Here is a 24100-nt window from a genome sequence, read left to right on the forward strand (position 1 = left end):
TGTGGCGATTAGGACTCACCTAAAAATTGCGCAACAACGCGACGATCATGGGGCCGATCCCGATGTTCGAACAGATAAATCCCCTGCCACGTCCCCAACATCGGCACGCCTGCGATAACTGGAATGCTGATCGAGACAGGCATCAAGGCCGCCTTGATATGCGCAGGCATATCGTCAGGCCCCTCATAGGTGTGAGTGAGATAAGACATCGTTGAATGCGTTGTCGGCGGCACCAGCCGAGCAAAGAACGCTTTGAGGTCCGTTTGCACTTCGGGGTCGGCGTTCTCTTGGATCAAGAGCGAACAGGAGGTGTGCTGAACAAACAGCGTCAGAAGCCCATCACCTTGACCATGACACCAACGTTTTACCTCCCGCGTGAATTCGTAGAGGCCCTGCCCGCTGGTCGAAATCTGGAACAAAGTATGGCTCATCTATAGCCCCCTTTTAGACCACAGACTGCGCCCAAGCGCCGAGACCATAAGCAACAACCGTCAACGCCGTCCGTAGGCCATTTATCACGAAAAATCGCCTATCGTAGGACTTCACGCCAATCGTGCAGATCGTCAGTAGAACCGCGGCAAACGGTAGTATGATCCACGGCGTCACGCCCATAAACCCAAGGATGCCGAGCGCAATCAGGATCAAACCACCGATCATATCGTCGCCTCAGACGAAAAAGGCGCCCCGAAAGGCGCCTCGTTCTTATTGATCCAAGAAGCTGCGCAGCTTGCGCGAGCGGCTCGGGTGTTTGAGTTTCCGCAGCGCCTTGGCTTCGATCTGGCGGATACGTTCGCGGGTCACGCTAAACTGCTGACCAACCTCTTCGAGAGTGTGGTCAGTGTTCATGCCGATACCAAAACGCATACGCAGAACGCGCTCTTCACGCGGGGTCAGCGATGCAAGAACGCGGGTCGTGGTCTCTTTCAGGTTTTCCTGAATCGCCGAGTCCAGCGGAAGGATCGCGTTCTTATCCTCGATGAAATCGCCGAGTTGCGAATCTTCTTCGTCACCAATCGGCGTTTCGAGCGAGATCGGTTCCTTAGCGATTTTCATCACCTTGCGAACCTTATCGAGCGGCATTTGCAGCTTTTCTGCCAATTCTTCTGGCGTCGGTTCGCGGCCGATTTCGTGCAGCATCTGGCGACCCGTGCGGACCAGTTTATTGATCGTTTCGATCATGTGAACTGGAATACGGATAGTACGTGCTTGGTCAGCGATCGAACGGGTGATTGCCTGACGGATCCACCATGTCGCGTAGGTCGAGAATTTGTAACCACGGCGATATTCGAACTTATCGACCGCTTTCATCAGGCCGATGTTACCTTCCTGAATGAGGTCGAGGAACTGAAGGCCACGGTTGGTGTATTTCTTCGCGATCGAGATAACGAGACGAAGGTTAGCCTCCACCATTTCTTTTTTGGCCTGACGCGCTTCTTTTTCGCCCTTCTGAACCTGCTGAACGATGCGGCGGAATTCAGAGATATCGACACCAACATATTGGCCAACCTGCGCCATCTCAGCACGCAGTTCTTCAACCTTATCGGTGAATTTCTCAACGAACATTTGCCAGCCGCGACCCGGCTTTTCGTTCATGCGATCCATCCAAGTCGGATCGAGTTCAGCGCCACGGTATTCGTCGATGAATTCGCGACGGTTGATACGCGCTTGGTCGGCGAGTTTAACCATGTTCGAGTCGATCGACATAATGCGGCGGTTGATGCCGTAAAGCTGGTCGATCAGCGCTTCGATACGGTTGTTGTGAAGGTGAAGCGAGTTCACCAGTTCAACGATTTCCGAACGAAGTTTCTGATACCGATCTTCGTCAGCCTCAGAGAACGATCCATCCTCATTCAGGGTAGCCGACATACGGGCGTCCTGCATGTCGGACAGGTCAGCAAAGTCGCGTGCGATGATTTCGAGCGTTTCGAGGACGCGCGGTTTCAGCGCAGTTTCCATCGCGGCCAGCGACATGTTGGCCTGTTCGTCATCATCGTCATCATCGTCAGAGCGGATCGGGTTACCGTCCGCATCGTATTCTTCTTCTTTTTCTTTCGAACCAGCCTCGGACGACACAGCCGAGGTGTCGACGACAGGCTCATCGCCGTCTTCGTCGAGTTGGTTGCCGAATGTGGCCTCAAGGTCGATCACATCGCGCAAAAGAATGTCTTCGGACAGAAGTTCGTCGCGCCAAATGGTGATCGCTTGGAATGTCAGCGGGCTCTCGCAGAGTCCGAGGATCATGGTGTTGCGACCAGCCTCGATCCGTTTTGCAATCGCGATCTCGCCCTCGCGGGACAGCAATTCAACACTGCCCATCTCGCGCAGATACATACGAACAGGATCGTCCGTGCGGTCCAACTTTTCGGTTTCACCACCCGAAAGTGCCACGTCACGATTGCCACCAACAGCAACCAGATCGGTGCCGCCTGCGTTGTCCTCTGACTCTTCTGATTCTTCTTCTTCGGTGACCTGAATGCCCATTTCAGAGAGCATCGACATCACGTCTTCGATTTGGTCAGAAGAAACCTGATCCGGCGGGAGCACAGCGTTCAGCTGATCGTAGGTGATATACCCACGCTCGCGCGCCTCAGCGATCATCCGTTTAACCGCCGCCTGACTGACGTCCATGGAGATCTCGTCGTCCTTGTCGTCAACCTTGTTGTCGTCGGTATCTTTGGCGGCCATGAAATGCTCCTAAGCGGTTCAGCAAGTCTGTGCTGATTCGGTTAAAGTCGAATCAACGGTTTCGCGGGGTGATTCGCAACCTCTTGGCCACGATTTTTCACCCATTAATTAGGTTCTGGGCTTTTTACGACCCGATTTGGCAGGATCGAGCGATTCGAGCACCTTGAGGAAGTCGTTCCGTTCGTCCTTTGACAATGACAGCCCATTGTCTGCGGTCACCGTTTCCGTCGTGTCGTCCACATCACGCTGCGTTGTGGGATCAACAGCTAGCGCGGATACACCCAACCGCCACGTCAAATCCTCTCTATCTTCAGCCTCAGCAATCTCAACCTGAGCCTCCAAAATTTCCATGGAGTGCCCACGCAAGGCCTCAAGCTTCATGAACTCTTCTTTGACCGAGTTATACGCAAACTCGCTATCGCCAGCGCGTCGGATCGCGGGGGTGATCTTTACGTGGCGCTCGGCAAAGAGGCTTTCAAGGGGGCCAGCCCCAATTTGATCTTCGATGCGGTCGCGCAAATCATCTTCACCGACTAATCGCAAAATAGCGTCCCGCAGGGTTCTGTTGCGCTGGTCCTGACATTCCATCCGTTCAAGCTGCATCTCGAATGCGGGCACTTCGGTCGGATTGGCGATCAGAATGGCAAGGATCACCGTTTCACGCAGGTGAATTTGATGATCGTCCCGTTGAACCAACTCTGAACGTTTTGCAGAAGCGCTCGGCGCGATGACGACCGATTTACCAGGCTGCCATGGTTTGCGCGGCTGGAACGCGGCCCGTCTGTTCGATCCGAACAGTTCATACCGAAGCTCTTTGATCGCTTCACCATAATGGTGACGGATCGACGGATCTTGGATCAGTTTTATCTTTTCACGGAGGGATTTATCCAAAGCCGCCCGACGTTCGGGACTGTCGAACACCTTCCCGTCCGTTTCGCGTTGCCAGAGCAAACGCACCATCGGCATGGCACCGTCCAGCACCTTTTGAACGGCCCCTGCCCCTTTGGCACGGATCAGATCATCAGGGTCCATCCCGTCAGGCATCACCGCGAACCGCAGCGATTTACCCGCCTCAAGCACAGGCAGCGCAAGATCAATCACGCGCATCGCAGCACGGATGCCCGCCGTATCACCATCAAGGGCAATGATAGGCTCGTCCGCCATGCGCCACATGAGTTGTAACTGATGATCCGTGACAGCCGTGCCCAAGGGCGCAACTGCCCCAGTGAACCCAGCCTCTGAAAGGGCAATCACATCCATGTAGCCTTCGGCAACGATCAGCGGCTGACCCTTGCCCGAGGCCTCGCGGGCGTTCTTGTGGTTAAACAGATTGCGCCCTTTGTCGAACAAATCCGTCTCTGGGCTGTTGAGGTATTTGGCGTTGTCGTTGGGGTCCATCGCACGACCGCCAAAGGCAATTGCCCGCCCGCGCACATCGCGGATTGGGAACATGATCCGATGACGAAAAACGTCATACGGCGCTTTGCCTTTGTCGGAGGGTTTGGCGAGCCCCGCACCGATCAGCAACTCTGGCGAAATCCCTTTGGCGGACATCGCATCGAATAAGTTTTGCCACCCTTGCGGCGCAAAACCAATTTCCCATCGTTCCTGCGCCGCCTCGGACAGTCCACGTTTCGTCAAATAGGCGCGCGCCTCTACCGCAGCGCCTGTGCGCAATTGAAGGCGGTAGAACTTTACCGCTTCTTCCATGACCTCGGCCAATTGGGTTCGATGGTCCGCTTTTACCTGAGCACGCGGGTCTCGTTCTGGCATCGGCAACCCAGCTTCACGGGCCAAAATCTCGATGGCCTCCATGAAGCTGACGTTTTCCGTTTCACGAACAAACGAAATCGCGTCGCCTTTGGCGTGGCACCCAAAGCAGTAGTAATAGCCCTTACGGTCATCAACGTGAAACGACGCGCTCTTTTCTTGGTGAAACGGACAGGGTGCCCACATGTCGCCCTTGCCTGGGTTGGACTTCTTATTGTCCCACATCACTTTGCGGCCAACCACTTGGGTCAGCGACAGGCGTGTGCGCAATTCATCCAAAAAACCAGGGGGCAGACTCATAATGCCAATATCGGCGCTGGACCCGCGCAAGTCCAGCGGTCGGACGCAGAAGGTTGGGGGTAAGTTTTCCGACGGCGTTATCCGTTTGTTTACGAATTTGCGCCAATCTGGTCTCCGCAAATGCCCGCTTTTGACGGGGATCGCACTCACCAACCCGGTGACGCGACTCATTTATTGCGACTCACTCATATGAACTATTGACCAAACGCGCCTGCACTTAGCGCGTAGCACGTCGGTTTGCCCGCCGACCGCCACATTTCCACCGATTATCAGGAAACAAAGGGCGTTCAGAGACCCAACCGTCCACCCTGACCACACAATAGGACCAAAAGTGGCCAGTTGCTGCCCAAATTCTGCCACTCTCTAAAGGATATAAAGAAAGCCAACAGAGGTGGTACTCCCACCAAAAAGCAGTGAAGCCCCCGAAAGATCGGTCAATAATGAAGACATTGGAAACACAGACGCAGACGATTGCATCTCGCATCGCCCGCCACCTGCGTAAATTCCAAACCCGTGAAGATGGCACCATGGTCATTTTCGCGGTTTTCATGCTGATCTTGATGCTTCTCGTGACTGGCATGGCCGTGGACTTTATGCGTATTGAATCGACGCGCACCCGCATGCAGGGCACGCTTGACCGCGCGGTTCTGGCCGCTGCTGACCTCGGCCAAACTCTGCCGCGTGAACAAGTGGTCCAAGACTACATGGACAAGGCAGGTCTGGGTGACGCCCTTCAAGGCACCCCAACCGTGACCGAGGGACTGAACTTCCGCGAAGTGTCCGCCGTCGCGCAAGCGACGGTCCCGATGATGTTCTCTGGCCTAGCTAAGATTCTGGATGCCGACGCGACCGTGCATGAATCGATGACCGTTCCTGCCGCTTCTGTCGCCGAAGAACGTGTGTCCAAAGTAGAAATTTCGCTCGTCCTCGACATCTCGGGTTCGATGGAGAGCAACAACCGCATGACCAACTTGCACACGGCGGCGACTGAGTTCGTAAACACCGTTCTAAAGGACGGAAACGAAGACCTCGTATCCGTGTCGCTGATCCCCTATTCCGAACACGTGAACCCTGGGCCAGACCTGTTCAACTTGCTGAACGTCCGCAAGGTTCACAACTATTCGCATTGCATCGAATTCGACAATAGCGCGTTCAGCAGCACAACGCTGAGCATGACGCACCAGTACCAACAGATGCAATATTTCCAATGGAACTATAACGGTAGCTACTACTACGGGAATGACCTGTCAGAAACGGTCTGCCCTCGCTGGGACTACGAACGGATCAACCCATGGGAATCCAACCGCACCGAGCTGGTGACGCAGATTAACAATCTCAAAGGCCGCGCTGGTACGTCGATCTTTTTGGGCCTGAAATGGGGCGCTGCCCTGCTCGACCCATCGACCCGACCCATGCTGACCAGCTTGGTGGGCAGCAACAAAGTAGACAGCAATTTTGCCGGTCGCCCAGCGTCTTACACCGACACCGAAACGGTTAAGTTCATCATTCTGATGACCGACGGCGAAAACTCAACATCCAGCCGTATCCAAAGCTGGGCCTATGACTCTGACAGCGATTACGCACACTGGAGCCGCTATAACTTTAACTGGTATCTCGACAACTACGTGTCGAGCTGGAAACACAATCAGTATTCCTACCTTAAATACAACCGGACCCTCGGCAACGAGTTGATGGACGACATCTGCGACGCCGCCAAAGCCCAAGGCATCGTGATCTGGACCATCGGCTTTGAGATCCCAGACCCCGTCGGCAATCAGGTCTTGGCCGATTGTGCGACCTCTCCCAGCCACTTCTTTGACGTGGACGGCATCGAAATTTCGCACGCGTTCTCTGCAATCGCGACCCAAATTAACAATCTAAAGCTTACACACTAATGAAACAACTGCTTCAAAATCTCTGGTCTGGCCTGATGCGCCCGCTTTCGCGGTTCGCACGGGATGACCGTGGGACAGCTACAGTTGAATTCGCGCTTATTTTTCCTGTCTATATCGTCCTTTTGTTATCAGCGTTTGAATCCGGCATGTTGATGACCCGCCAAGTCATGCTTGAACGTGGGCTAGAGATGGCCATGCGTGACGTGCGGATCGGGGCTATGTCGCCTGTCACCCACAACACGCTGAAGAACGCGATTTGCAACAACGCGGGCATTATTCCGAACTGCGCCGATGCGTTGAAGATCGAGATGCGTCGCGTTGATCTGCTGAATTGGACCAACATTCCTGCCGCGGCGGATTGTATCGACCGCAATGACCCCGCCGCGCCTCTGGTTGCCTTCCAACAAGGTGGCGCAAACCAAATGGTCATCGTTCGGGCCTGCGCTCTGTTTGATCCGGTGTTCCCGACACTTGGTCTGGGCGCACAAATCCCACGCGAAACTGGCAATGAATACGCACTCGTGTCGCGCTCTGCATTCGTGAGGGAACCATGAACATGTCCCATATTTTCCGTCGGTTCCGCGATGACGAACGTGGCAGCATGGCAATCGAGACCGTCCTGATCTTCCCGATCCTGTGCTGGGCTTACCTTGCAACGTTCGTGTATTTCGATGCCTTCCGCATTCAGAGCACAACGAACAAGGCCGCCTACACGATCAGCGATCAGGTGAGCCGTGAGACGGGCTACATTACGCCCAACTACATGACTTCGTTGTATAATCTGCACGAGTTCTTAACCTCGTCTAACCACCCGTCAAAGCTAAGGTTGAGCGTTGTTCGGTATACCGACGACAACGGCTATGACGTCCGTTGGTCCCAAGGTCGCGGTGGTGCAGGCACGCTCACTAATGCGGGTCTGGCTGACATTTTGGACAAATTGCCTGTGATGCCCAACAACGAGGTTATCATCGTCTTGCAGAACTGGCTTAGCTACGAGCCCATGTTCAGCGTTGGCCTCAGCGCGTTTGAGTTCGAGAACCTGATCGTGACCCGTCCCCGTTTTAACTCGGCTCAGCTTTGCTGGAATTCCCAAGAGAACGGCGGCGTGACGACAGCGACCTGCTAATTGGCGCAGGGGACCTGTGCAAAGCAGAGTGGCTCTGACAGATTGATGGATGCTTTGAGCGGGACTATCTCTTGCTCAAAGGAGATACATCATGTCCATCAGACCCACTCTAGAAGCCCGTCGCGCGACACCCCATATGGAAGGCGCGGGCGTTCGACTTCACCGCGCTTTTGGTTTCCAAGACCCGAGCGAGCTCGACCCGTTTTTGATGTTCGATGATTTTCGTGGCGATCATCCGGATGACTACATCCGAGGTTTTCCGTGGCACCCCCACCGCGGCATCGAAACGATCACTTACGTTCTGAACGGCACCGTCGAACATGGCGACAGCCTCGGGAACACAGGCACTTTGGGCGCCGGTGATGTTCAGTGGATGACCGCTGGATCGGGCATCCTCCACCAAGAGATGCCAAAGGGGAACATCGCGGGCCAAATGCATGGCTTCCAGCTTTGGGCGAACCTGCCTAGTCATCTCAAGATGACCGCGCCCCGCTATCAGGACGTTAAAGGCAAAGAAATCCCCGAGATCATCGACGACGACGGCACCCGCGTCAAAGTCATCATCGGTGAATTCTGGGGCAAACGCGGCCCTGTTGATGGCATCGCGGCTGACCCGCAGTATCTGGATATTTTCGTGCCCGCAGGTGTCCGCAAAACGTTTAAGGTAGACACCTATCGCCGCGCATTTGCCTATGTATTCCAAGGTGCTGGCGCCTTTGCGGATGCGTCAAAACCCGAAGGGGTCCTCCTCGAAAAAGAGGTCATGGGCGAAGAGGTGAACATCCGCGACATGTCAGGCAACCGCACCTTGATCCGCTTTGGCACTGGTGACGAAGTGACTGTGCAGGCAGGCGAAGAAGGTATTCGTTTCCTTCTGATCTCTGGCGCACCAATCGAAGAACCTGTCGCATGGCACGGCCCGATCGTGATGAATACCAAGGAAGAAATCCGTCAGGCCATGGCAGATTTGCGCAATGGCACCTTCATCAAACCCGCCCACTGATGCGGGGATGCGTCGGTCAGGCCGTTACTGACCGACGCACAATACCCCAATAAATCTCTTCGATCTCGCTCAGCGGCAAACGCCCGCCTTCGCGATACCATTGCGGGATTGCGGTCAACATGCCGATCAACGCGATAGAGGTAATACGTGGGTCGGTGATCATGAAATCACCGCTTTCCTTGCCCGCCTTCAGGATACCCGCAAGGATCTGCTCGTAGTCCCGACGACGTCCTTCGATCACGGCAAAGTTGTCAGGATCTAGGTTCCGCAATTCCATGTAGGAAATGAAAACCTGCTCAACACGCGGTACGTGGAACAGGATGTGAAAGCGAATAAACGCCTCGAGCGCGGACCACGGAGGGCCAGAAAGATCAACGTCTTTCAGCGACTCCACCAGATCGTCCATGTGATCCAGCACGATATCGAACAAGAGGCTCTGTTTGTCGGCGGTGTAGTTATACAGTGCGCCAGCTTGCACACCGACCTCAGCTGCGATCTGGCGCATCGACACAGCCGCATAGCCATGCTGCGCGATCAGCTTGAGCGCCGCCTCCCGAACCTTGGGTCCAGTAATGTCTGAATGTGAGCCTTGTTTGCGCGCCATTCGTCAACATTAACTGAACAAATGTTCATTTGAAAAGCCTGATCTGACCTTGCCCCTCAATTGCAACCAAAGGTAAGGTTCACCGATCACAAACCGCTGGATTGGTCATGCGCCTCGTACTCCTTTCGCTTTTGGTGCTTTTGCCTGCCTGCGCAACCTTTCCCGCGCTGGATAAGGCCATCGATCCCGCCGCGGCCAAAGCGGCTTTCCCCGACTTTGTTCCGTTCGAGACATTTGGCACCACGCGCGATGACCAAACCGCCGCAGAAATGGCCGATGACCTAGCCCTTCGCGCAACCGTTCTGCAAAATCGGGCCGAACAATTGCGTAACAGCGCAGTTCAATAGCACCTGCGCGTTGCAGTGACCGCAAGGACGCGGTAACAGCGGAGTGTTCAAAAAACAAAAAGCGGAATCCCATATGTCTGACACCCTTCGCCTTGGTATTGCCGGTCTCGGAACGGTCGGTGTTGGCGTCATCCGCATCGTCGAAAAACAGGCGGCACTTCTGGCCCAGCGCACTGGGAAAACGATTGTGATCAGCGCTGTAAGCGCACGATCCAAAGACAAAGATCGCGGTGTTGATCTGTCAGGCTACGCGTGGGAAGACGATCCTGTCGCTCTCGCTACTCGCGACGACGTCGACGTTTATGTCGAACTCATGGGCGGTGAAAATGGCCCCGCAAAAGCATCCATCGAGGCAGCAATTGCCGCTGGCAAAGATGTCGTCACCGCCAACAAGGCATTGCTGGCACATCACGGCCAGTCCATCGCAGAACAAGCCGAAGCTAATGGCTGCGTCGTGCGCTATGAGGCCGCCGTCGCAGGCGGCATCCCCGTGATCAAAGCCCTGACCGAAGGGTTGGCTGCGAACGGCGTGACCCGCGTGATGGGCGTCATGAACGGCACCTGCAACTACATTCTTACCCGCATGGAAGACGCCGGCCTCTCGTACGAAGAGGCTTTTGCCGAAGCGGACGGTCTGGGCTACCTCGAAGCCGATCCGAACTTGGACGTTGGCGGCATTGATGCGGGTCACAAACTGTCGATCCTCTCGGCAATCGCCTTTGGAACACAGGTTGATTTTGACGGTGTCGAACTCGAAGGGATCGGCGCGATCACCATCGAAGACATCCGCAACGCTGCCGACATGGGCTACAAGATCAAACTTCTGGGCGTTACGCAGATGACAGGTCGGGGCCTTGAACAACGCATGTCGCCTTGCCTCGTGCCGGCGACCTCGCCCTTGGGCCAATTGGTTGGCGGCACGAATATGGTCGTACTCGAAGGTGACGCTGTTGGACAAATCGTCCTTCGCGGCGCTGGTGCTGGCGAAGGCCCAACGGCGAGCGCGGTAATGGGTGATGTTTGTGATATTGCACGTGGTCTGCGCCTCCCGACCTTTGGGCAGCCCGCGAACACACTGCGCTGTGCGAAATCTGCGCGCGCCGCGATCCCTGCGCCCTACTACCTCCGCCTGTCGCTCTTGGACAAACCCGGCGCGATGGCAAAAGTGGCGAGCGTTTTGGGCGACGCGGGCGTATCTATTCACCGTATGCGCCAACATGACCATGATGGCACCCACGCTCCTGTCGTGATTGTCACCCACAAAACCACCCGTCAGGCTGTCGATCAGGCGATCGAAGGCTTTGCTGCGACAGGCGTCGTTTCGGGGGTACCCGTCGCCCTACGGATCGAACAGGTCTGATCCCAAATTTAAGTTCAAAATGTCAAAGGCAGGGTGAAAACCCTGCCTTTTTTGTATCAGAAAAAAGAAATTTTGAACCAAAGCGATTTTAGCGACTGACTGTTAGCGCCGACAGCCTTGCCCCCATGGGCTTGCCCTGCGTAGATGCACCCGAATGTTACTTGAGGACTTTTGACATGTCGCAGACCACTGAATTCCACGACCGTATGCTGTCGCTCGGGCTTGCCCGCGTATCTGAGGCTGCGGCTCTCGCATCGGCGAAACTGATCGGGCGTGGTGACGAAAAAGCTGCGGACCAAGCCGCCGTAAACGCGATGCGTGATCAGTTGAACAAACTGGACATCAAAGGCGTTGTCGTTATCGGTGAAGGCGAACGTGACGAAGCCCCGATGCTCTACATCGGTGAAGAAGTGGGCACGGGCGAAGGCCCCGCGGTAGATATCGCGCTTGACCCACTCGAAGGCACGACCCTTACGGCAAAAGATATGCCCAATGCCCTGACCGTCATTGCGATGGGTCCGCGTGGGTCGATGCTGCACGCCCCTGACGTTTACATGGAAAAGCTCGCCATTGGACCGGGTTTCAAAGCGGGCGTCGTGACCATGGACATGTCCCCATCCGAGCGCGTTTCTGCATTGGCCGCCGCCAAAGGCTGTTCGACAGAAGACATCACCGTTTGCGTTCTCGAACGTCCGCGCCATGACGAAATGATCGCAGAACTGCGCACCACAGGCGCAGCTATTCGCCTGATCACGGACGGCGACGTCGCGGGCGTGATGCACTGCGCGGAACCTGAAAAGACAGGGATCGACATGTATATGGGTTCTGGCGGCGCACCCGAGGGAGTTCTCGCTGCTGCCGCGCTGAAATGCATGGGCGGCCAGTTCTTTGGCAAACTGTTGTTCCGCAATGACGACGAACGTGGCCGCGCTGCCAAAGCTGGCATCACCAACTTTGACCGCGTCTACACCCGTGATGATCTGGTCAAAGGCGATGTAATCTTTGCAGCGACAGGTGTGACCGACGGCAGCCTTTTGGCTGGGATCAAACGCGAACCGGGATATTTGACCGCTGAAACGATCCTGATGCGCTCCAAAACGGGCTCGGTCCGTCGGATGACCTACACCAACCCCATCTAAACCTTGATCCGGCCAGAGCATCGCTCTGGCCCTTTTCATATCATTGCGCCGCTTTGCTCTCTGGGCGATAAGCGAGGCATGAAAGCATTTCTCAACGTCGAACAGTCCGCAACGGGTCGCCGCTGGATTGGCCCGAGCATCGAAGAAGACCGCCTCGCCGAAGCGATGGAACAGGCGACGGGCCTGCCCGCGCCCGTCTGTCGGACATTGGCGCGCCGTGGCGTTGAACCGCATGAAGCTGACAGTTTTCTGGCGCCAACATTGCGGGATCTTCTCCCCGATCCGCTGACCTTGCTCGACATGGAAAAGGCGTCCGAACGCTTTATCGCTGCGCTCGACCGCTGCGAAAAGATTGCCGTTTTTGCTGATTACGACGTGGATGGCGGCACCTCTGCCGCGCTTCTTCTGACGTGGCTGAGGGCAATGGGACACCGAGCGACGCTCTATATTCCCGACCGCATTGATGAGGGCTATGGCCCTAATGAGCCCGCGATGGAAGCGCTCGCCAAGGATCACGACCTGATCATTTGCGTTGACTGCGGAACCCTCTCGCATGGTCCCATTGCCGCCGCAAAGGGCGCGGATGTGATGGTGCTCGACCACCACTTGGGCGCGGAAACCCTGCCCGACTGTGTCGCCGTCGTGAACCCCAACCGCCAGGATGAAACGGGCGAGCTGGCGCATCTCTGTGCTGCGGGCGTCGTGTTTATGATGCTCGTCGATGTAAACCGCCGCCTGCGGACAAAGGGCGTGACTGGGCCAAACCTGATGTCATTCCTAGACCTCGTCGCATTGGCGACGGTTGCGGACGTGGCCCCGCTGATCGGCGTGAACCGTGCGTTCGTGCGTCAAGGCCTTGCCGTTATGGCGCAACGCGATCGCATCGGCCTAACAGCATTGGCGGATGTCGCTCGTATGGACAGCGCGCCGACGTCCTATCACCTCGGTTTTCTCCTCGGCCCTCGCGTCAACGCGGGCGGTCGCATTGGTGCTGCTGATTTGGGCGCGCGCCTTTTGGCGACAGATGACCCACGTGCGGCGGAAAGCCTTGCCAAACAACTAGACCAACTGAACCGCGAACGCCGCGAAATCGAAAACGAAGTGCGTGATCTGGCACTTTTGCAGGCCGAAGAGCGTGGGTTTGATAGCCCTCTGGTTTGGGCCGCGGGCGAAGGCTGGCATCCGGGCGTCGTCGGCATCGTCGCAAGCCGCCTCAAGGAAACCACCAATCGCCCGTCCATCGTGATTGGTTTTGACGGCGACATTGGCAAAGGTTCTGGCCGTTCGGTGACGGGTATCGACCTCGGTGCGTCGATCCAGAAGCTCGCCATGGAAGGGCTGCTGATCAAGGGCGGTGGCCACAAAATGGCGGCGGGCCTGACGGTGCATCGGGATAAACTCGATGCTGCGATGGAACGGCTGGCTGAACTTATGGCGCGCCAAGGTGCTGATCGCTTGGGACCCGCTGACCTACGGCTCGATGGCATCCTCATGCCCGGTGCTGCCACGGTTGAATTGGTTGAACAGATCGAAAAGGCTGGACCGTTCGGCGCATCGGCCTCTGCCCCTCGGTTCGTTTTCCCAGACGTTCAAATCCATTTCGCGAAACGAGTCGGCGCAAATCACCTAAAGGCCACATTCGGCGACGGGCTTGGCGCACGAATCGATGCGATTGCCTTTGGCGCATTTGATGGTCCGATCGGACCAATGATTGAGGCCCACAACGGCGCGCGGTTCCACCTTGCTGGGCGGTTAGAAATCAATATTTGGCAAGGCAGACAGAGCGTTCAGCTCCGTCTCGAAGATGCGGCACCCGCTGGGAAATAATTTTTTACAAAAGCCTCTTGCGGGCGGTTCACACAATACGTAAAAGCCGCCTCACGCACAGAGTGGCCCGTTCGTCTATCGGTTAGGACGCCAGGTTTTCAACCTGGAAAGAGGGGTTCGATTCCCCTACGGGCTGCCACTTTTCCCCAGCATTGTTATCGCCCCTTAGGGAAAACCTCGTAGCCTGCTTCTTCGGGTTCGTCGTCGATCAGTTCGCGTGGGAACCCATCCGCCAGAACGCTCAGCCCTGTGGCCTCTTCTAGACGTTCAATGATCCGATCCGATTGGGCGCGATCGCCAAACCGCCGCTGACCGTCGCTCATAATGTCGATCATCAGTGGTGAAATTTCGAGCGGCACACCGTGGTCGTCCGCTATTTTCTGGAACAAGCCGATGTCCTTTTGGACGAGGTCCATAGTGAAGTTCACATCCCGCGACCCTGACAAAATCAGCTGGCTTTCCGTTTCATGGACAAAGCTGGTGCCCGACGAAATCTTAATCGCCTCATAGGTCGTCGCCATATCGAGCCCCGCGGCCTTCATTGTGATCAACGCCTCACAGCAGGTCAAAAGGTTCGCCGTGGCGAGGTAGTTCGTCATCACTTTCAACAACGACGCAGACCCCAATTCGCCCGTGTGCAGCACCCGACGGCCCAATGTCGTAGTGAGCGGAAGAACCTTGTCAAAGGCGGCTCGATCCCCACCCACAAAGATCGAGATATTGCCTGTATCCGCGCGATGGCATCCGCCCGACACAGGACATTCGACCGCGTAGGCGTCCTTTGACTGCACGATCTGGGCAATCCGTTTGAGTTCATCCGCATCGGTCGTGGACATTTCCATCCAAACCTTGCCCGCAGACAGACCCGCAATCACGCCATTGTCGGCCTCCATCACGACGGAACAGGCTTTAGGCGACGGCAAACAAGTGATCACCACGTCGCAGATTTCGGCCATCTCTCTAGGACTATCGGCCCAAGAGGCGCCACGCTGCTCATACGCCTCTTTCAGATCGCTATTTAGGTCATGAACGACGGTATCAAACCCGTTGCGGATCAAACTCCCCGCTAGTTTTCCACCAACATTTCCTAAACCGATAAAACCGACTTTCATTGCGTCACCCTCATATTTTGGTGTTTTCACCTCTGGCATGGCAGGGTGGATCCTTGGCGTCAGCGTTTCACAGTTATTTTGATCTGTCAGTTTATTTCGAAGGGATATCTACCTTTGGAATGCGCGTCGAACTTTCGATATACCATCAGCAAAATCAGGTAGTTCACACCCTTTTTCTGCGTGAGATCACAGCTCTTTTGGCGTGACCTCATTCTAATTCGAACCAACATCAAAATTTGATCAAGTTTTTCCTTGTTCGACTCAAACAATCCGCGCAACCCTGCGTCGGAGGAATGAGGAGAGCCGAATAAATGCCACAAATTAAAGCCGCCGTTTGTCACGAGTTTGGGAAACCACTGGTCGTCGAAAAAGTAGAACTCCGCGCCCCAATCAGTGGCGAAGTTGAGGTGACACTTGCTGCCTGTGCGATTTGCCATTCCGATATCACATACGCGTCAGGCGCTTGGGGTGGATCGCTCCCCGCTGTATATGGGCACGAGGCCGCTGGCCACATCACCGCGGTTGGCGACGGTGTCCACGGGGTCAAGGTCGGCGACCCAGTTGTCGTTACGCTGATCCGGTCATGCGGGACTTGTGCGCCCTGCTCTTCGGGCAAGCCAACGATTTGCGACACGTCTTATGACGGCGATCATGGGCCACTGAAAACGGTGGATGGAGGCAAGTTGCATCAGGCGATGGCGACGGGCGGCTTTGCTGAAAAGGTCGTTGTGGACCACAGTCAGGTCGTTCGTATCCCTGAAAACATGGACCTCGCGGCCGCCTCTCTGCTCGCTTGCGGCGTAATTACAGGCGTCGGTGCCGTTGTGAACGCGGCGCAACTTCGCGCGGGCCAAGATGTCGTCGTGATCGGCGCTGGCGGCGTGGGCCTGAACGCAATCCAAGGCGCACGGATCGCAGGTGCGCGACGGATCGTTGCTGTCGATATGTCCGACGAAAAACTCGAAATCGCGAAGGATTTCGGCGCCACCGATACCGTTCTAGGCACCCAAGACAACCCGTGGCGCGCCGCGAAAGAGGCATTGGGCCGTGGCGCGGATGCGGTCTTTGTAACCGTGGGTGCTGCGGGCGCATACAACGATGCGCCCCGCTATATCGCAAAAGGCGGCAAGGTCGTGATGGTCGGCATGCCGCCATCAGGTGCCATGAGCCAATATGAGCCGGGCAACTTTGCCGCTGCGGGTCAGTCGTTGATCGGATCGAAAATGGGTGATGCCGTGATCAAGCGCGACATTCCATGGATGATCGACCTCTATGGCCAAGGACGTCTAAAGCTCGATGAATTGATCTCTGAGAAATACAGCTTGGATCAAATCAACGAAGCGATCGAGTCCACGAAAACGGGCGCCGCAAAACGGAACGTCATCGTCTTTTAATCCCAGCCATAAACTGGAGGGCCTGATATGAAACTGGCCGATTTGGATATCATTGTCACCTCTCCAACCGCGCCAGGTTGGGGAGGGCGTTATTGGATTTTGCTTAAGGTCACGACTGATACTGGCATCGTGGGATGGGGCGAATGTTATGCCTCCACCGTGGGACCAGAGGCCATGCGTCACGTCATCCGCGATGTGTTCGAACGACATATGGCGGGCGAAAATCCTGAAAATATCGAACTGATGTTCCGCCGCATTTATTCGTCTGGATTCACGCAGCGCCCTGATTTGACGGTCATGGGCGCGTGGTCTGGGTTGGAAATTGCGTGCTGGGATATCCTCGGCAAAGATCGCGATCGCCCTGTTCATGCCCTGATCGGCGGCAAACTCAACGACCGTATTCGCGCCTACACTTACCTTTACCCGACCCGCGACACTCATACCCTGCCTGACTTTTGGGTTGATGCCGCGATGGCCGCTGAAAGTGCGCTGGATATGGTGAACAAAGGCTACACTGCCGTCAAATTCGATCCGGCAGGCCCCTACACCATTCGGTCGGGGCACATGCCTGCGATGCGGGACATCAGTCGATCCATTGAGTTTTGCGCCGCGATCCGAGAGGCCGTTGGCGACCGCGCTGACCTTTTGTTCGGCACGCACGGCCAGTTTTCGACGGGGGGTGCGATCCGCATGGGGGCCGCAATCGAAGCCTATTCGCCGCTCTGGTACGAAGAACCAATTCCGCCCGACACCCTGCGCGAAATGCAAAAGGTGGCGGAAGCCGTGAACATCCCCGTGGCGACAGGCGAACGCCTCACGACAACCCGTGAATTTGCGGAGGCACTGCGCGCGGGCGTTCAAATCCTGCAGCCTGCCCTTGGGCGATCTGGTGGGATTTGGGAAACGCGCAAAATCGCTGTGCTGGCCGAGGCGTGGAATGCCCAAGTCGCGCCACACCTCTATGCGGGGCCAATTGAGTGGGCCGCGAATATTCAGCTCGCCGCGACGATCCCGAATATTCTTATGGCAGAGACGATTGAGACGCCGTTCCATGCGGCGCTGATTAAGAACACGCTCTCGGTCGAGAATGGCTTTGTGACCGTTCCGGACGGCGCGGGCTTGGGTATCGACGTGGATGAAGATTTGGCGCGGGCCAATGCCTACGACGGTGATGGTTTGCACCTGCAAATGCAGGAAGCGCCAATCAGCTATCACGAAGAGAACGTGTTCGAAGGTGGGGCGCCATCAAAAACCTGAGGCGCCCCCAACCTTTTATAAAGGCGGCAAGGTGCTGCGCAGATAGTCAAAGTGCTTCTGCGCCATGCCGCGATACGGCTTCCATCCATCCGCGGTATTCTGCGCCACCGCGTCCGACAAGACAGCCAATGGCTGGCCGCTGGACCGAGCGAGGATGATCGTCTGCGCGGCCTTTTCAAAGAAATACAGGTCCTCAAACGCGTCAGCCACCGTTTCACCGACGATGGTCACACCGTGGTTCCCCATGACGAGGACCGATTTGTCGCCGATGGACTCTGACAACCGCTCCCCCTCTTCTTCTGCGTCCGCAATACCGCCGAAGGACAAATCATAAGCGGTGCGCCCGTAGAACCGCGCCGTGTTGTTGTCGATTGGAACAACCGTAGGGTCCTTCAAACAGGCCAAGGCCGTGGCGTAGGGCGAATGGGCATGCAGGATCACGCGGGCGTTGGGCAAACGGCGATGCAAGGTGCCATGAACGCACCACGCCGACGCATCGGGGGCATTGGGGCGTTCCATTATCCCTTCATCCCGACTGTCGAGCAACAAGAGGTCATCGGGCTTGATCGTCGCAAAATGCTGCCATTTAGCGTTCAACAGGAACTCTTGCCCATCGGCAGAAACCGCAGCACTGAAATGGTTCCCGACGCTCTCGCTCCATCCCAGCATATGGCAGATGCGAAACGCATCTGCCAAATCACGGCGCAGGGTGGCCGTGGCGTCTAGCGTCACAGTCGGTGCGTTCATGCCTTGAACCTTCCTTCGCTGACCAGCGCACGATAGGTCGACCGCATTTCACCGCGATCCACATAGCATCCGCGCAAGTATCGGTCCCCGCTCGTCGCGGAATAGGCCGCACGACCATGCACAATACGGTGGTTATCAAAGACCATACATTCGCCGCCCTTCATCAGGAACCGCATCATATATTTGTCTTCCTGCAGCATTCTCCCAAAGCGGCAAAACGCAGGGTAGTAGTCGTCGAGAAGCGCCTGATCGAGATCGAAAATATCCGCCATGTGCTGGCTGATCGTGAGGCCAGAGACCTCGCCATGTTGGTCCAATTCGATCACCGTCTGACGCGACCGCGAGTCATAAGTGTCGTGTTCACAGAAGAACGGGATCGACACTTCGGACAGGAGCTTGAACCCTTCGGGATCGCGTTTGCGGAAATCATTCGCCACGGCCACACCATCCGAATAGAGGCTCTGCCCCCCGTCCACGGTGTTCACCCGACAATGAAGGAACTGGATACCCGGCGCGAATTCTTCGGCGGGGGTGTCCGTATGCAGTTCGAGCGCCGCCGAGGTATAGGCCGTATTCGTCGGGTTGATATGGGTCTTCACGTCAAAATAGTCGCCAAAGAACGTAGGCCGCACATAGCCCATCAGCTCTGCCGTTTGAGTGAGCCCCTCGTTGCTGTCAGGCATATCGGTTACGATGGTGAAACCGTGGACCAGCATCGCCTCGATCCACGCAGCGCGCTTCGTCTTGTCAGCAACCAACTCTGGCTGGGAAAAACGCGGGACGGTCGGATAATGATCGCTATACCACGCAACCCGCGGCAAATCGGCGGGATCGTGACGCGGCTTGGCGACTTTATACGCTTCCAACCAGTCGAGAGGCATGCGGGTCACATGATTCTCACCTGCCCAGTCGATCACCAATGCATCCCCTTCCACAGCCGCCGAGTTCGGGCGCGGCGCGGTATCGAGATGGAAAATGTCAAAGCTCCGCTCACGGGTGACCGAGCTAAACGATGATGGGCAGTTATCGCGCAGCCAGTAGTAGTTAAAATAATGCGACCCGCCGTCGGACAGGGTGATGTGCAGACCTTTGTCACCGATTTCGGTCACATGTGGCGCGGTCATGGTTGAGCTTAGTTCGTTCATTGTATGGCCCCAAAAGGATGTTCGCTGAGGATAAACGTCTCACGGGAATGACTTGCGCGATAGCTCAGTAAGTATAATCATTACTTAACCTTATAGTTATACTAAGACCGCAATGAATCACTTCCCCCCTCTCCGCCTCCTTGTCACCTTCGAAGCCCTATCGCGCCATGGTTCTATGCGTGATGCGGCAGCACGGCTGAACGTGACACAGCCCGCGGTTAGTCAAGCGATCAAGGCGCTCGAAGATTACATAGGGGTTAGGTTAATCGACCGATCCGTCAGGCCCTCACGCATGACCGAAGAAGGCGAACTCCTCGCCCGTGCTGTTCGTGAAGGCCTTGGGCGCATCTCTGCAACGTTAGAAGACATTCGGGCGATGCAGGCAGATGCAGACCGTCAGATCACCGTGGCCTGCACGCTCGGCGTGGCCACATATTGGTTAATGCCCCGCTTATCGGGCTTCTATGATCGCCATCCCGAAATCACGGTTAACGTTCAGGCACCCGCCTCCGACCTCCCCGTCCTTTCGCCCGGCGTGGACATCGCGCTGCGTTACGGCACGGGTGGCTGGCGTGAGGGCATCAATGGAAAGCTGTTCGACGAAATCGTGTGCCCTGTTGGTTCACCTGAACTGGTCGCGCGGTTGATGACTGACGGGCTTAACCTAGACACCGCGCCCCTGATCCATGTGCGCAATCCGCACAACCAACACTGGGCGGGATGGGAGGATTACCTTGCCGCCAAAGGGATCGCCCGCCCGCGCAGCAGCGGTCAGAGTTTCAACAACTATGTGCAAGCCATGCAGGCCGTAATCGACGGACGCGGGCTGATGCTCGGCTGGCGGTCGATCACCGAACGCGCCGTCCTCGAGGGCACCCTGACTGAATGGCCGAACGGCGCGCACGACCTAGGCACGGCCTATTACATCTCAACGGGCGTTGATCCGTCGAAAGATGCGCTACTGTTCACCCGTTGGCTGCGCGAAGTGGCCGCATAGGGTTATTCCGCAGCCGTCCCCATCACCTCTTCCATCCAGCCCATGCGTAGTTCGGGCACAGATTTCAGCAGCATATCGGTGTAGTCATCGAACGGCGGGGCGAGGACTTCGGACTTTTTGCCATATCGGACAAGTTTTCCGAGGTGCATCACCGCAATCGTGTCCGCAATCGCCCGAACAGTCGCAATGTCATGAGTGATGAACATGTAAGACACCTGTTCACGCTCTTGCAGATCTGCGAGCAGCTTCAGGATGCCTTCAGCGACCAAGGGGTCGAGCGCGCTCGTCACCTCGTCACAAATGATCAGCTTGGGCTTTGCGGCAAGCGCTCGCGCGATACACACTCGCTGCTTTTGACCGCCCGACAATTCCGCTGGATACCGATCAATAAACTTTTCACCCAGTTCAATTTCACCGAGCAGTTCAACCACGCGATTGCGTAACTCTTTGCCCTTCATGCCGAAATAGAACTGCAAGGGTCGCCCGATGATCGTTCCAACAGTCTGACGCGGGTTCATCGCGACATCAGCCATCTGGTAGATCATCTGCAATTCACGCAAGTCGTCCCGCGAGCGGGATTTTTGGTCGGGCGTCAACTGCCGACCATCAAACACCATTTGCCCCGCGCTCAATGGCAAGAGCCCCGTGATCACCCGTGCCAAGGTCGATTTGCCCGAGCCAGACTCCCCCACGACAGCAAGGGTCGTCCCCGGCTGGATTGCCACGTTGATGTTCGACAACACATCGCGCGTCATTCCGCGATAATTGGCACGCAGTCCTTTGACTTCGAGGATCGGCGGAAGGTCCGTGTTCTTTTCCTCATGATCCTTGGCAACCACGGACACCAGCGCCTGAGTGTACTCTTCTTTGGGTGCCGTGATGATCTGTTCGGCTGTGCCATATTCGACCGTCTTACCGTGACGCAGAACCATGATGTTATCGGCGATCTGCGCAACAACAGCGAGGTCGTGGGTGATATAAAGCGCGGCCACCCCCTGATCTCGAATGGCCGCCTTGATCGCTGCCAAAACACCAAGCTGGGTCGTCACGTCGAGCGCCGTCGTCGGTTCGTCAAAAATCACCAAATCGGGCTGAGGACAGAGCGCCATTGCCGTCATCGCCCGCTGCAACTGGCCGCCCGAAACTTGGTGCGGATAACGGTTCCCAAAGTTTTCGGGTTCGGGCAGACCCAGTTTACGGAATAGATCGACAGCGCGTTTTTCGGCCTCTGCCTTCGTTGCGCGGCCATGCGTGACGGCGGCCTCTGTCACTTGCTCCATCAACCGTTTTGCGGGGTTAAAGGCCGCCGCTGCCGATTGCGCGACATAGGTGACTTCGGCACCACGCAGCGACCGCAACACACGGCCACGGGCCTTGCGGATTTCACGGTTATTCAGGTGGATCTTCCCACCCGAAAGCTCGATCCCGCCGCGACCATAGGCCATCGCAGAGAGGCCAATGGTCGATTTACCTGCCCCCGATTCACCGATCAGGCCCAGCACTTTGCCCTTTTCGAGCGTGAGGGACACACCATCGACGATCGTGATCCGACGCGGCGCTTCACCCGGCGGATAAGCGGTGGCTTCGATCGTTAGGTTGTCGATCTGGAGAAGTGGCTTATCCATTGCGGCCCCCTTTCAACGATGATGTGCGGTCGAGCACCCAATCCGCCACGAGGTTGACGCTGATCGACAGCGCAGCGATTGCAATCGCGGGCAACAACGCTGCAGGGATACCGTAAACAATCCCGTCTTTGTTCTCTTTCACGATACCGCCCCAGTCTGCATTTGGTGGCTGCACGCCAAGGCCAAGGAACGACAGCGTCGACACAAAGAGCACCATGAAGATAAAGCGCATCCCCGCTTCGGCTACCAACGGTGACAGCGCGTTAGGCAGGATTTCACGGAAAATGATCCATGCGCGGCCTTCACCGCGGAGCTGGGCCGCTTCTACAAAGTCCATGACTGCAATGTCGCTGGCAACAGCGCGGGACAAACGGAACACCCGCGTCGAATCCAAAAGCCCCATAACAAGGATCAGCACGGGGATGGTCACGGGCATAACCGACAGGACCACCAGCGCAAAAATCAGGGTCGGGATCGCCATGATCAGATCGACAAAGCGCGACAGAAGTTGATCAATCCAACCACCCACAACGGCAGCAAACAGACCTAGGACAGACCCAGTGACAAAGCTCACGACAGTCGCAGCAATCGCAACAAGGATCGTCGTGCGGCCGCCCCAAATGAGGCGCGACAACAGATCACGTCCGATATTGTCAGTGCCAAGCCAAAACTCGGATGACGCAGGTTCCCAAACATCGCCTACGATCTCGCTTAGCCCATAAGGCGCGATGATGGGGGCCGCGATGGCGGAGAGGATGAAAAGACCTGTGATGAACAGCCCGATCAGGGCCGGAATGGGAACACGTCTCATTTCGGGTGCCTCAATCTTGGGTTCGCGAGGATCGAAACGATGTCAGCAAACATGTTCAGGAAGATGTAGACCGCCGCAAAGATCAGACCGCAGGCTTGCACAACGGGCACGTCACGTTTGGCCACGTGATCGACCAGATACTGGCCCATACCGGGGTAGACAAAGACCACCTCGACCACGACTACACCCACGACGAGGTATGCCATGTTGAGCATCACGACGTTCACAATCGGCGCGATGGAGTTCGGGAAGGCATGGCGCCAGATTACCGACGACCGACGGATGCCTTTGAGCTCTGCCGTTTCGATGTAGGCCGACTGCATCACGTTCAACAGCGCTGCCCGCGTCATCCGCATCATGTGCGCCAGAACCACCATTACAAGGACGGCAATCGGCAGTGAAATCGCATGCAATTTATCGAGCATGCTCATCCGATCATTGAGCATCGCAACAGACGGCGCCCAGCCGAGTTGCACAGCGACGTAATACATCAGGATGTAGCTCATCATGAACTCTGGCACCGAAATCGCCGAGAGTGTCACCGCAGAGATCAATTTGTCAGGCCAACGGCCCCGATAAAGAACAGAAATAAGACCCAAAGTGATCGCCAATGGCACCGAAATAATCGCGGCCCATGCCGCAAGGAAAAGCGTATTTCCCATGCGATCCGCAATCGACTGACCGATATCACGGCCATTGGTAAGTGACGTTCCCAGATCACCCTGCAAAACACCGCCCAGCCACGACATATACCGTTGATAGGCAGGAATGTTCAGGCCCAACTCTTCGCGCAGGTTGGCGAGGGATTCAGGCGTTGCAGATTGACCAAGGATCGCTTGGGCGACATCACCCGGCAGAATTTGCGTGCCGAGAAAAATCATAATCGAAACGAAAAAGATGAGAACGAGGCCCAGCGAAATTCGCTGGACCAAGAGTTTTAATACAAGTGCGTTCAT

At 56.3% G+C, this 24100-nt stretch carries 22 protein-coding genes and 1 tRNA gene; 12 read left to right on the forward strand and 11 right to left on the reverse strand.

Features of this window, described 5'->3' with window-relative positions:
* Positions 1-8: 8 nt before the first annotated feature.
* The 4 genes from QWY83_RS08690 to dnaG all read right to left on the reverse strand — a co-directional run bounded on the left by QWY83_RS08690 (position 9) and on the right by dnaG (position 4755).
* Positions 9-431, reverse strand: a complete 423-nt coding sequence (locus QWY83_RS08690; protein ID WP_249945266.1) for a secondary thiamine-phosphate synthase enzyme YjbQ — start codon at positions 429-431, stop codon at positions 9-11.
* A gap of 13 nt (positions 432-444) precedes the next feature.
* A complete protein-coding gene (locus tag QWY83_RS08695) occupies positions 445-657 on the reverse strand; it encodes a hypothetical protein (protein ID WP_249945265.1) in 213 nt (70 codons plus the stop codon).
* A 45-nt stretch (positions 658-702) separates the two neighbouring features.
* Positions 703-2685: an RNA polymerase sigma factor RpoD gene (gene rpoD, locus QWY83_RS08700; RefSeq protein ID WP_105234498.1), complete on the reverse strand. Its 1983-nt coding sequence runs from the start codon at positions 2683-2685 to the stop codon at positions 703-705.
* 108 nt (positions 2686-2793) lie between these two features.
* A complete protein-coding gene (gene dnaG, locus QWY83_RS08705; protein ID WP_249945264.1) occupies positions 2794-4755 on the reverse strand; it encodes a DNA primase in 1962 nt (653 codons plus the stop codon).
* Positions 4756-5195: 440 nt separating this feature from the next.
* On the opposite strand from dnaG, the gene QWY83_RS08710 reads away from it, so the two are divergent.
* From QWY83_RS08710 to QWY83_RS08725, 4 genes are all read left to right on the forward strand, one after another.
* Positions 5196-6650, forward strand: a complete 1455-nt coding sequence (locus QWY83_RS08710; protein WP_249945263.1) for a TadE/TadG family type IV pilus assembly protein — start codon at positions 5196-5198, stop codon at positions 6648-6650.
* Complete coding sequence (locus QWY83_RS08715) at positions 6650-7204, forward strand: TadE/TadG family type IV pilus assembly protein (RefSeq protein WP_249945262.1); 555 nt, start codon at positions 6650-6652, stop codon at positions 7202-7204. The genes QWY83_RS08710 and QWY83_RS08715 overlap by 1 nt, the downstream gene beginning before the upstream one ends.
* Positions 7205-7206: 2 nt before the next feature.
* A complete protein-coding gene (locus QWY83_RS08720; protein WP_249945261.1) occupies positions 7207-7776 on the forward strand; it encodes a TadE/TadG family type IV pilus assembly protein in 570 nt (189 codons plus the stop codon).
* 91 nt (positions 7777-7867) lie between these two features.
* The gene (locus QWY83_RS08725; RefSeq protein ID WP_249945260.1) at positions 7868-8779 is read left to right on the forward strand and encodes a pirin family protein; all 912 of its coding nucleotides are present in this window, start codon (positions 7868-7870) and stop codon (positions 8777-8779) included.
* Between the two features lie 16 nt (positions 8780-8795).
* On the opposite strand, the gene QWY83_RS08730 is transcribed toward QWY83_RS08725, so the two are convergent.
* The gene (locus QWY83_RS08730; RefSeq protein ID WP_249945259.1) at positions 8796-9383 is read right to left on the reverse strand and encodes a TetR/AcrR family transcriptional regulator; all 588 of its coding nucleotides are present in this window, start codon (positions 9381-9383) and stop codon (positions 8796-8798) included.
* Between the two features lie 107 nt (positions 9384-9490).
* Here QWY83_RS08730 and QWY83_RS08735 point away from each other — a divergent pair, with 107 nt between their 5' ends.
* The 5 genes from QWY83_RS08735 to QWY83_RS08755 all read left to right on the forward strand — a co-directional run bounded on the left by QWY83_RS08735 (position 9491) and on the right by QWY83_RS08755 (position 14195).
* Positions 9491-9730 (forward strand): hypothetical protein, encoded by a 240-nt coding sequence (locus tag QWY83_RS08735; protein WP_105234491.1) that lies wholly within the window; start codon positions 9491-9493, stop codon positions 9728-9730.
* Positions 9731-9803: 73 nt separating this feature from the next.
* On the forward strand, positions 9804-11090 hold the full coding sequence (locus tag QWY83_RS08740) for a homoserine dehydrogenase (RefSeq protein ID WP_249945258.1): 1287 nt from the start codon (positions 9804-9806) through the stop codon (positions 11088-11090).
* Between the two features lie 176 nt (positions 11091-11266).
* Positions 11267-12229 carry a class II fructose-bisphosphatase gene (glpX, locus tag QWY83_RS08745; RefSeq protein WP_105234489.1) on the forward strand — a complete coding sequence of 321 codons (963 nt, stop codon included), beginning with the start codon at positions 11267-11269 and terminating at the stop codon, positions 12227-12229.
* Positions 12230-12307: 78 nt separating this feature from the next.
* Positions 12308-14056, forward strand: a complete 1749-nt coding sequence (gene recJ, locus QWY83_RS08750; RefSeq protein WP_249945257.1) for a single-stranded-DNA-specific exonuclease RecJ — start codon at positions 12308-12310, stop codon at positions 14054-14056.
* 64 nt (positions 14057-14120) lie between these two features.
* A tRNA-Glu gene (locus QWY83_RS08755) sits at positions 14121-14195 on the forward strand.
* A 16-nt stretch (positions 14196-14211) separates the two neighbouring features.
* Here the strand turns inward: QWY83_RS08755 and QWY83_RS08760 are convergent.
* On the reverse strand, positions 14212-15207 hold the full coding sequence (locus QWY83_RS08760; RefSeq protein WP_353958946.1) for an NAD(P)-dependent oxidoreductase: 996 nt from the start codon (positions 15205-15207) through the stop codon (positions 14212-14214).
* Positions 15208-15479: 272 nt separating this feature from the next.
* Between QWY83_RS08760 and QWY83_RS08765 the strand changes: the two genes are divergently transcribed.
* Together QWY83_RS08765 and QWY83_RS08770 are read left to right on the forward strand one after the other, a co-directional pair.
* Positions 15480-16562, forward strand: a complete 1083-nt coding sequence (locus QWY83_RS08765) for a Zn-dependent alcohol dehydrogenase (protein ID WP_249945255.1) — start codon at positions 15480-15482, stop codon at positions 16560-16562.
* A 27-nt stretch (positions 16563-16589) separates the two neighbouring features.
* A complete protein-coding gene (locus QWY83_RS08770) occupies positions 16590-17819 on the forward strand; it encodes a mandelate racemase/muconate lactonizing enzyme family protein (RefSeq protein WP_249945254.1) in 1230 nt (409 codons plus the stop codon).
* Positions 17820-17834: 15 nt separating this feature from the next.
* Here QWY83_RS08770 and QWY83_RS08775 read toward each other — a convergent pair whose 3' ends face one another.
* Both QWY83_RS08775 and QWY83_RS08780 read right to left on the reverse strand, forming a co-directional pair.
* The gene (locus QWY83_RS08775) at positions 17835-18566 is read right to left on the reverse strand and encodes a class II aldolase/adducin family protein (RefSeq protein WP_249945253.1); all 732 of its coding nucleotides are present in this window, start codon (positions 18564-18566) and stop codon (positions 17835-17837) included.
* A complete protein-coding gene (locus tag QWY83_RS08780; protein ID WP_249945252.1) occupies positions 18563-19711 on the reverse strand; it encodes a TauD/TfdA family dioxygenase in 1149 nt (382 codons plus the stop codon). Before QWY83_RS08780 ends, QWY83_RS08775 begins: the two co-directional genes overlap by 4 nt.
* A gap of 112 nt (positions 19712-19823) precedes the next feature.
* Here QWY83_RS08780 and QWY83_RS08785 point away from each other — a divergent pair, with 112 nt between their 5' ends.
* Positions 19824-20708: a LysR substrate-binding domain-containing protein gene (locus QWY83_RS08785; protein ID WP_249945251.1), complete on the forward strand. Its 885-nt coding sequence runs from the start codon at positions 19824-19826 to the stop codon at positions 20706-20708.
* Positions 20709-20710: 2 nt separating this feature from the next.
* Here QWY83_RS08785 and QWY83_RS08790 read toward each other — a convergent pair whose 3' ends face one another.
* From QWY83_RS08790 to QWY83_RS08800, 3 genes are read right to left on the reverse strand one after another with little or no spacing between them, the layout of a single operon-like run.
* Positions 20711-22333 carry an ABC transporter ATP-binding protein gene (locus tag QWY83_RS08790; RefSeq protein ID WP_249945250.1) on the reverse strand — a complete coding sequence of 541 codons (1623 nt, stop codon included), beginning with the start codon at positions 22331-22333 and terminating at the stop codon, positions 20711-20713.
* The gene (locus tag QWY83_RS08795) at positions 22326-23144 is read right to left on the reverse strand and encodes an ABC transporter permease (protein WP_105234481.1); all 819 of its coding nucleotides are present in this window, start codon (positions 23142-23144) and stop codon (positions 22326-22328) included. Before QWY83_RS08795 ends, QWY83_RS08790 begins: the two co-directional genes overlap by 8 nt.
* On the reverse strand, positions 23141-24100 hold the full coding sequence (locus QWY83_RS08800; RefSeq protein WP_105234480.1) for an ABC transporter permease: 960 nt from the start codon (positions 24098-24100) through the stop codon (positions 23141-23143). The genes QWY83_RS08795 and QWY83_RS08800 overlap by 4 nt, the downstream gene beginning before the upstream one ends.

It is taken from the genome of Marivivens donghaensis (assembly GCF_030410045.1).
In the GTDB taxonomy this organism is placed as follows: domain Bacteria; phylum Pseudomonadota; class Alphaproteobacteria; order Rhodobacterales; family Rhodobacteraceae; genus Marivivens; species Marivivens donghaensis.

Excerpts from the sequence above, each read along its gene's own strand:
- QWY83_RS08785 (WP_249945251.1), top strand. The coding sequence starts at position 19,824 with ATGAATCACTTCCCCCCTCTCCGCCTCCTTGTCACCTTCGAAGCCCTA.
- recJ (WP_249945257.1), top strand. The coding sequence starts at position 12,308 with ATGAAAGCATTTCTCAACGTCGAACAGTCCGCAACGGGTCGCCGCTGG.
- QWY83_RS08730 (WP_249945259.1), bottom strand. The coding sequence starts at position 9,383 with ATGGCGCGCAAACAAGGCTCACATTCAGACATTACTGGACCCAAGGTT.
- dnaG (WP_249945264.1), bottom strand. The coding sequence starts at position 4,755 with ATGAGTCTGCCCCCTGGTTTTTTGGATGAATTGCGCACACGCCTGTCG.
- QWY83_RS08710 (WP_249945263.1), top strand. The coding sequence starts at position 5,196 with ATGAAGACATTGGAAACACAGACGCAGACGATTGCATCTCGCATCGCC.
- QWY83_RS08735 (WP_105234491.1), top strand. The coding sequence starts at position 9,491 with ATGCGCCTCGTACTCCTTTCGCTTTTGGTGCTTTTGCCTGCCTGCGCA.
- QWY83_RS08765 (WP_249945255.1), top strand. The coding sequence starts at position 15,480 with ATGCCACAAATTAAAGCCGCCGTTTGTCACGAGTTTGGGAAACCACTG.
- QWY83_RS08780 (WP_249945252.1), bottom strand. The coding sequence starts at position 19,711 with ATGAACGAACTAAGCTCAACCATGACCGCGCCACATGTGACCGAAATC.
- QWY83_RS08790 (WP_249945250.1), bottom strand. The coding sequence starts at position 22,333 with ATGGATAAGCCACTTCTCCAGATCGACAACCTAACGATCGAAGCCACC.
- rpoD (WP_105234498.1), bottom strand. The coding sequence starts at position 2,685 with ATGGCCGCCAAAGATACCGACGACAACAAGGTTGACGACAAGGACGAC.
- QWY83_RS08720 (WP_249945261.1), top strand. The coding sequence starts at position 7,207 with ATGTCCCATATTTTCCGTCGGTTCCGCGATGACGAACGTGGCAGCATG.
- QWY83_RS08770 (WP_249945254.1), top strand. The coding sequence starts at position 16,590 with ATGAAACTGGCCGATTTGGATATCATTGTCACCTCTCCAACCGCGCCA.
- QWY83_RS08800 (WP_105234480.1), bottom strand. The coding sequence starts at position 24,100 with ATGAACGCACTTGTATTAAAACTCTTGGTCCAGCGAATTTCGCTGGGC.
- QWY83_RS08795 (WP_105234481.1), bottom strand. The coding sequence starts at position 23,144 with ATGAGACGTGTTCCCATTCCGGCCCTGATCGGGCTGTTCATCACAGGT.
- QWY83_RS08775 (WP_249945253.1), bottom strand. The coding sequence starts at position 18,566 with ATGAACGCACCGACTGTGACGCTAGACGCCACGGCCACCCTGCGCCGT.
- QWY83_RS08760 (WP_353958946.1), bottom strand. The coding sequence starts at position 15,207 with ATGCCAGAGGTGAAAACACCAAAATATGAGGGTGACGCAATGAAAGTC.
- glpX (WP_105234489.1), top strand. The coding sequence starts at position 11,267 with ATGTCGCAGACCACTGAATTCCACGACCGTATGCTGTCGCTCGGGCTT.
- QWY83_RS08740 (WP_249945258.1), top strand. The coding sequence starts at position 9,804 with ATGTCTGACACCCTTCGCCTTGGTATTGCCGGTCTCGGAACGGTCGGT.
- QWY83_RS08725 (WP_249945260.1), top strand. The coding sequence starts at position 7,868 with ATGTCCATCAGACCCACTCTAGAAGCCCGTCGCGCGACACCCCATATG.
- QWY83_RS08715 (WP_249945262.1), top strand. The coding sequence starts at position 6,650 with ATGAAACAACTGCTTCAAAATCTCTGGTCTGGCCTGATGCGCCCGCTT.
- QWY83_RS08690 (WP_249945266.1), bottom strand. The coding sequence starts at position 431 with ATGAGCCATACTTTGTTCCAGATTTCGACCAGCGGGCAGGGCCTCTAC.
- QWY83_RS08695 (WP_249945265.1), bottom strand. The coding sequence starts at position 657 with ATGATCGGTGGTTTGATCCTGATTGCGCTCGGCATCCTTGGGTTTATG.